This is a genomic window from Intrasporangium sp. (genome assembly GCF_032907665.1).
Lineage (GTDB): Bacteria > Actinomycetota > Actinomycetes > Actinomycetales > Dermatophilaceae > Intrasporangium.
This window is the reverse complement of record NZ_JAJJPG010000046.1, coordinates 1-5,852: the sequence shown is the minus strand read 5'-3', so window position 1 is coordinate 5,852 and position 5,852 is coordinate 1. Positions and strand designations below refer to the sequence as shown.

The 5,852-nt window shown below is 69.7% G+C and carries 7 protein-coding genes and 1 tRNA gene; 5 read left to right on the top strand and 3 right to left on the bottom strand.

All coding sequences use genetic code 11. The features are described from left to right. Positions 1–134 precede the first annotated feature (134 nt). From uraD to pucL, 3 genes are read left to right on the top strand one after another with little or no spacing between them, the layout of a single operon-like run. Positions 135–644 carry a 2-oxo-4-hydroxy-4-carboxy-5-ureidoimidazoline decarboxylase gene (gene uraD / locus LOY02_RS09005; protein WP_317182014.1) on the top strand — a complete coding sequence of 170 codons (510 nt, stop codon included), beginning with the start codon at positions 135–137 and terminating at the stop codon, positions 642–644. Continuing rightward, a complete protein-coding gene (gene uraH, locus LOY02_RS09000; RefSeq protein WP_317182013.1) occupies positions 641–997 on the top strand; it encodes a hydroxyisourate hydrolase in 357 nt (118 codons plus the stop codon). Before uraD ends, uraH begins: the two co-directional genes overlap by 4 nt. Positions 998–1,003: 6 nt before the next feature. Beyond that, positions 1,004–1,909: a factor-independent urate hydroxylase gene (pucL, locus tag LOY02_RS08995; protein WP_317182012.1), complete on the top strand. Its 906-nt coding sequence runs from the start codon at positions 1,004–1,006 to the stop codon at positions 1,907–1,909. 89 nt (positions 1,910–1,998) lie between these two features. Here pucL and LOY02_RS08990 read toward each other — a convergent pair whose 3' ends face one another. Then, positions 1,999–2,832: a bifunctional allantoicase/(S)-ureidoglycine aminohydrolase gene (locus tag LOY02_RS08990; RefSeq protein ID WP_317182011.1), complete on the bottom strand. Its 834-nt coding sequence runs from the start codon at positions 2,830–2,832 to the stop codon at positions 1,999–2,001. 39 nt (positions 2,833–2,871) lie between these two features. On the opposite strand from LOY02_RS08990, the gene allB reads away from it, so the two are divergent. Beyond that, the gene (gene allB / locus LOY02_RS08985) at positions 2,872–4,221 is read left to right on the top strand and encodes an allantoinase AllB (protein WP_317182010.1); all 1,350 of its coding nucleotides are present in this window, start codon (positions 2,872–2,874) and stop codon (positions 4,219–4,221) included. 129 nt (positions 4,222–4,350) lie between these two features. On the opposite strand, the gene LOY02_RS08980 is transcribed toward allB, so the two are convergent. Further along, the gene (locus LOY02_RS08980; RefSeq protein ID WP_317182009.1) at positions 4,351–4,845 is read right to left on the bottom strand and encodes a YajQ family cyclic di-GMP-binding protein; all 495 of its coding nucleotides are present in this window, start codon (positions 4,843–4,845) and stop codon (positions 4,351–4,353) included. Positions 4,846–4,990: 145 nt separating this feature from the next. Between LOY02_RS08980 and LOY02_RS08975 the strand changes: the two genes are divergently transcribed. After that, positions 4,991–5,074, top strand: a tRNA-Tyr gene (locus LOY02_RS08975). 153 nt (positions 5,075–5,227) lie between these two features. Here the strand turns inward: LOY02_RS08975 and LOY02_RS08970 are convergent. Continuing rightward, the coding region (locus LOY02_RS08970) for a hypothetical protein (RefSeq protein ID WP_317182008.1) at positions 5,228–5,852 on the bottom strand (625 nt) is incomplete at its 5' end.

Sequence of the window (5,852 nt, the reverse complement as noted above, 5' to 3'; positions counted from 1 at the left end):
AGTCCACAGGCGGGTTGTGCACGATGGGGCCACTCGACGTGGTGGAGGGGTGTGGGGGTGGTCGCGGGGTGTGAGGTGCTCGACGGACGTCGGTGGCACGCGTAGGTTCGGCTCATGTCGCTCGAGGTTGACTCGTGACCGGGCTCCAGCACTTCAACGACGCGGAGGCAGCTGCCATGCGCCCGTCCCTGCTGGCGTGCTGTGATGTGCCGGCCTGGGCTGACGCGGTCCTGGCAGCTCGTCCCTGTGCCGACCTCGACGACCTCGTGGCGGCGGCCGACTCGGCAGCACGAGGCTTCACCCCGGCAGAGGTCGACCGCGCCCTCGCCGCCCACCCGCGGATCGGCGAGCGCGCGCAGGGGCCGAGCGCCACGGCGGGCTGGTCCCGGCAGGAGCAGTCGACGGTGTCGCGCGACGAGCGCACCCAGCGGGAACTGCTCGAAGGCAACCGTGCCTACGAGGAGCGCTTCGGCCGCGTCTTCCTCATCTGCGCCACGGGCCTGACCGGCGACGAGATCCTCGCGTCGCTCCGCGAGCGGCTGGGACATGACGATGCCACGGAGGACGCCGTCGTCGCCGACGAGCTGCGCAAGATCGCGCTGCTCCGGCTCCGCAAGCTCATCGAGGAAGGACCGCAGTCTTGAGCGCCGTCACCACGCACGTCCTCGACACCGCACTCGGACGACCGGCGGAGGGGGTGCCGGTCCGGCTCGAGCTCATGCGGGCGGCGTCCGACACCGGCCCCCGGGGGGTCGCGCACCTGGTCGCGTCGGCAGTGACTGACGCGGACGGTCGGATCGGCGACCTCGGGCCCGACCGGGTGGCGGCGGGCACGTATCGGCTCGTCTTCGACACCGCCGCGTACTTCACGGCGACCGGGCAGATCGGCTTCTTTCCCGAGATCACCGTCGCCTTCGCACTGACCGACCCCGAGCAGCACCACCACGTGCCGGTGCTGCTCAGCCCGTTCGCCTACTCGACCTACCGGGGGAGCTGATTTCGCGTGGCCATCAGGCTGGGACCGAACCAGTACGGCAAGGCGGGGATCCACGTCGTGCGCGTCCAGCGCGACACCCCGCGCCACGAGATCCGGGACCTCACGGTCGGCACGTCGCTGCGGGGCGACTTCAGTCGCGCGCACGTCGATGGGGACCAGGGCGACGTGCTGCCGACGGACTCGCAGAAGAACGCCGTGTTCTCGTTCGCCAAGGAGAAGGGCGTCGACTCCCCCGAGGAGTTCGGCCTTGCCCTCGCGGACCACTTCCTCGCCACGTCCTCGCGCGCCGATGGGGCACGGATCGAGATCGAGGAGGCGACCTGGAGCCGGATCGACGTCGACGGGCAGGGGCACGACCATGCGTTCGTGCAGACCGGCGGTGGCACCCGCACCGCGATCGTCAACGTCGACGGTCGGGGCGCGGACCGCACGGCGCACGTCGTCTCGGGGGTCTGCGACCTCGTCGTCCTCAAGTCGACCGGCTCGGAGTTCCACGGCTTCCTCAAGGACACGTACACGACGCTCGAGGAGACGACGGATCGGGTCCTCGCGACGTCCCTCGTCGCCCGCTGGCGCTACAACACAACCGATCTCGACTGGAACGGGACCTTTGCCGCCGTCAAGGCCCTGCTGCTGAAGCAGTTCGCCCAGATCCACTCCTACGCACTGCAGCAGACGCTCTACGGCATGGGCGAGTCAGTGCTGGAGGAGTTCCGCGTGATCGACGAGATCAGGTTCTCGGCGCCGAACAAGCATCACTTCCTCGTCGACCTCTCGCCGTTCGGGGTCGACAACCCGGGGGAGGTCTTCCATGCCGCCGACCGGCCGTACGGCCTGATCGAGGCGACGGTCCTGCGCGACGACGCGACCGATCCGGGCTCGGCCTGGCACGCGGTCCCCGGCTTCGTCTGACCGAAACAACCGGAACGACCGAAGGACTGAAACGGCCGGGAGGGCTGGGAGGCAGCGTGCGTGCGGGAGCGAGCGCAGCGGCATACGACTCAGGGAATGGTCCGCAGCGACGGGTGGCGGTTGACGTCCTTGTAGAGCAGGTACCGGAATTTGCCCGGGCCGGCGGCGTAACAGGCCTGGGGGCAGAAGGCACGCAGCCACATGAAGTCGCCGGCCTGGACCTCGACCCAGTCCTGGTTGAGCAGGTAGAGCGCCTTGCCCTCGAGGACGTAGAGGCCGTGCTCCATGACGTGCGTCTCGGGGAAGGGGATGACGCCACCGGGCTGGAAGGTGACGATGGTGACGTGCATGTCGTGACGGACGTCCGCCGGGTCCACGAATCGCGTCGTGGCCCAGACCCCGTCGGTGCCCGGCATCGGATCGGGCTCGATGTCCTGCTCGCGCCGCACCAGCGACTCCGGGACGTCGAGGCCGTCGACCCGTTCGTAGCGCTTGCGGATCCAGTGGAAGCGGGCAGCCCCGTCACCGTGGTTGCGCAGGGACCAGGGCGAGCCCGGTGGCAGATAGGCATAGCTGCCCTCGGCGAGCAGGTGTGCCGTCCCACCGATGGTCAGCGTGGCCTGCCCGTCGACGACGAAGAGGACCGCCTCGGCCTCGGGATCCGGCTCGGGGCGGTCGCTGCCGCCGCCGGGGGAGACCTCGACGACGTACTGCGAGAACGTCTCGGCGAACCCCGACAGCGGCCGCGCGAGGATCCACAGGCGGGTGTGCTCCCAGTGGGGGAGCAGGCTCGCCGTGATGTCCGACAGGGTGCGGGCGGGGATGACGGCGTAGGCCTCCGTGAACACGGCGCGATCGGTCGTCAGGTCCGTCTGGGCGGGAAGGCCGCCGCGCGGTGCGTGGTAGCGGGGGCTCGAGTCCATGGCTCCATCTTCCTCACGACGCGGGACCGGGGTGCCTGAATGGTCGCCCCACTTGACCTCGTGATCCGGGCCGACCGCGTCGTCACGCCCACCGGCGAGGCCGCGCGGTCGATCGGCGTGGCCTCAGGACGCATCGTGGCCGTCGAGCCACTGGGTGCCGCGCTCGAAGGCTCGGTCGTCGTGGATCTCGCCGATGACGAGGTGTTGCTGCCAGGGCTCGTCGACACCCATGTGCACGTCAACGACCCAGGGCGCACCGAGTGGGAGGGGTTTGCCTCCGCCACCCGAGCGGCTGCGGCCGGCGGCGTCACGACCATCGTCGACATGCCGCTCAACAGCGTTCCGCCCACGGTCGACCTCGCAGCGCTGGACGTGAAGCGCAGGACGGCAGAGGACCAGGTCTGGGTCGACGTCGGCTTCTGGGGTGGCGCCGTGCCGGGCAACCTCTCCGAGCTGCGGCCGCTCCACGAGGAGGGCGTGTTCGGGTTCAAGTGCTTCCTGTTGCCCTCCGGGGTGGACGAGTTCCCGCCCCTCGACCTGGCCGAGCTCGTCCACGTGATGCGGGAGATCGCCTCCCTCGACGGGCTGCTCATCGTCCACGCCGAGGACGCGGAGACGATAGAGCGGGCGGCGGTAGGGGTAGTGCAGGGACGACGCTACGGCGACTTCCTCGCGTCCCGCCCGCGGGAGGCGGAGAACGTCGCCGTCGCCCACGTCATCGACCTCGCCAGGCACACGGGCTGCCGGGTCCACGTCCTGCACGTCTCGTCCGCCGAGGCGCTCCCGCTCATCGCCGCCGCCAAGGACGACGGGGTCCGCCTCACCGCGGAGACCTGTCCGCACTACCTGTACTTCGCCGGCGAGGAGGTGCCCGACGGCGCGACGCAGTTCAAGTGCTGCCCACCCATCCGGGAGGCTGACAACCTGGAGCAGCTCTGGGACGGGCTCGCCGACGGCGCCCTCGACATCGTCGTGTCCGACCACTCGCCGTCGACGCCGCAGCTCAAGGCCCTGGACACCGGCGACTTCGGCCGGGCGTGGGGCGGGATCAGCTCGCTCCAGCTCGGCCTGTCGGTCGTCTGGACGGGCGCCCGCCAGCGTGGGTTCAGCCTCGCCGACGTGACGCGCTGGATGGCCGAGAAGCCCGCCGACCTCGTGGGACTGTCGCACAAGGGCCGCATCGCGGTCGGCGCGGACGCTGACTTCTGCGTCTTCGCACCGGAGGACGGTCTCGTCGTCGACGCGGCGCAGCTGCACCACCGCAACCCGATCACGCCCTACGACGGCAGGCGACTGCTCGGCGTCGTGCGCCAGACCTGGCTGCGGGGCGAACCGCTCGACATCGACGCCCCGCCACGTGGGCGGCTGCTCCGGCGGGGTGAGTCCTGAGCGGCACGGGAGTGGGCCACTGGCCTGTCCCGGCACCGGCTCTGACGACCCGACCACACGATGACGTATGCCGCTGGGCTCAGTCAGCTCAGCGGCATACGTCCTGCACGGGGTTGGGCCCCGAAGGGCTCAGCGGTAGTTCGTGAAGGTCAGCGCGACGTCGAGGTCCGCCTCCTTGAGCATCCGCTGGACGGCCTGGAGGTCGTCGCGCGACTTGCTCGTCACGCGCAGCTCGTCGCCCTGGATCTGGGACTTGACGCCCCTCGGGCCCTCGTCGCGGATCATCTTGTTGATCTTCTTCGCGTTCTCCTGCGAGATGCCCTCCTTGAGGGGGCAGTCGAGGTGGTACTCCTTGCCGGAGAGGCGCGGGCCGGCCTCCGGGACGTCGAGGTGCTTGAGGCTGACCTTGCGCTTGACGAGGTGCGTCTGGACGACGTCGAGCACGGCCTTGCACCGATCCTCGGTGTTGGCCTTCATCTTGATGACCTCACCGGCGAGCTCCACGGAGGCGCCGACGTTCTTGAAGTCGTAGCGCGTCGCGATCTCCTTCGCGGCAGAGTTGACCGCGTTGGCGATCTCCTGCTTGTCGTACTTGCTGACGATGTCGAACGAGGAGTCGGCCATCGTGGCTCCTTCCGTGAGTGGCTTCGCTGGGTGTCCGGCTGTCTGGTGCGTCTGGTGCTGGTGGGGCGTGAGAGGTCTCGCGCCGGGGAGGGTGTGCTGATTTCGATGCCCGCCCGATCTCTTGCTATCCTTCCAGACGCACCACGGCAGGTTGTCCGAGCGGCCAATGGAAGCGGACTGTAAATCCGTCGCGAAAGCTACGAAGGTTCGAATCCTTCACCTGCCACCACGTGCTCAGAAGGGCCCCTGACCTGCGGAAACGCGGGCCTGGGGCCCTTCTGCCGTTGTCTGGCGCTGTCCGGCTGAAAGTGGCTCCAAGCGGCCGTTTGCGGGTAGCTGTGCAGAATACGTGCAGAAGTTTTGGCCTCGGGGGTCTGGGCGCTCACGTCGGGCTCCCTTGGCGAGAGGCGCGGAGGGCGGCCTCGACACGGTCGCGAGACGCTTCGTCCTGGCCGACGATGCACGACGCGTAGACACGGAGCAGCACGTTGACACTGTGGCCGGCCCACTCGGCGACCTGAGTGGCCGGGACGCCCGCGTTGAGCCACAGCGAGACGGCAGCGTGGCGCAGGTCGTAGGGCCGCTTGGCCAGGAGCGAGGAGTACTCGCGGTCGGTGAGCGCCCGCCGCCTCGCGAGGTCCCAGATGCGGTAGACGATCCCCATCGACTGTGGGCTGGCGAAGGGTGGCGCGACGGGGATGCCAGCTCTGCCCGCGCGAGTGACGAAGAGGCGGCCGCCGACGCCGGATGGGTACCTCGCGAGGTGACGCTTCAGGATCGCGACGAGTTCCGGCGGCGCCGGCGCGGTCCTCGTGGCCCGGCGAGCGCGGTGTTTGAGCTCGCGATCCTCCGTCGCCGCCCCGCTGTCCGTCCACTGGCCGCCGGTGGTCTGGGTGGAGCCGGTGAGGTGCAGCGAGCCCCACGAGCTGTTGTCGGATGGGAGGTCGAGGTCGGCTTCGCTTAGGTGTCGCACCTCGGAGGGGCGCAGGCCGGCGTAGTACATGCAG

Coding starts and splice junctions, on each gene's coding strand:
- LOY02_RS08990 (WP_317182011.1), bottom strand. CDS start 2,832: ATGGACTCGAGCCCCCGCTACCACGCACCGCGCGGCGGCCTTCCCGCC.
- allB (WP_317182010.1), top strand. CDS start 2,872: ATGGTCGCCCCACTTGACCTCGTGATCCGGGCCGACCGCGTCGTCACG.
- LOY02_RS08980 (WP_317182009.1), bottom strand. CDS start 4,845: ATGGCCGACTCCTCGTTCGACATCGTCAGCAAGTACGACAAGCAGGAG.